Raw genomic sequence first — 517 nt, forward strand, 5'->3', positions numbered from 1 at the left:
TATATACGCTTATCGTTAGTTAAAGCGGCCAATAATGAAGTTCGATTAGTCAGCTTTTTAGATTCTCCGGAAGCCTTAGCCGCTAAAAAAGAAGCAGAAACAGGGCAGGTCAAAAACATTGGTTCATTGACTGACTTTGAAGATTGGATCGATAAGTTAGATGCAAATTAAACAGACCAAATCTTTTGAACGTGAATTAAAAAAACTAGTCAAAAAACATTTCCCAATAACTGTCTTGAAGCCTTGTTTAGAAGCAATTGTTGAACAAGATGTACTTGTTTTGAAACAGATTAAAGATCATGCATTAAAAGGAAATTGGCGTGGCTATCGTGAATTTCACCCTGCCAGATATGGAAACTATGGTAAAAATTATGACAACTGGATTGTTATTTATCAGCTAGATCATGATGAATTGATTTTGTTATTGGTTGCAACTGGCTCCCATGAAATCTTGAATCAATAGCTATAGTTTAGGGGCACTTATAAAAAAATAAATTAAAATAGCCCCCAATATCTA

At 34.0% G+C, this 517-nt stretch carries 1 protein-coding gene and 1 pseudogene; both read left to right on the forward strand.

The window, feature by feature from the left end; all coding sequences use genetic code 11:
* A pseudogene (locus LKE01_RS11995) lies at positions 1–171 on the forward strand (RelB); the annotation flags it as partial.
* The gene (locus tag LKE01_RS12000; RefSeq protein ID WP_005917927.1) at positions 161–463 is read left to right on the forward strand and encodes a type II toxin-antitoxin system YafQ family toxin; all 303 of its coding nucleotides are present in this window, start codon (positions 161–163) and stop codon (positions 461–463) included. The pseudogene LKE01_RS11995 and the gene LKE01_RS12000, both read left to right, overlap by 11 nt.
* The last annotated feature ends 54 nt before the right edge of the window (positions 464–517 follow it).

Source organism: Lentilactobacillus kefiri, from assembly GCF_007989105.1.
Classification (GTDB): domain Bacteria; phylum Bacillota; class Bacilli; order Lactobacillales; family Lactobacillaceae; genus Lentilactobacillus; species Lentilactobacillus kefiri.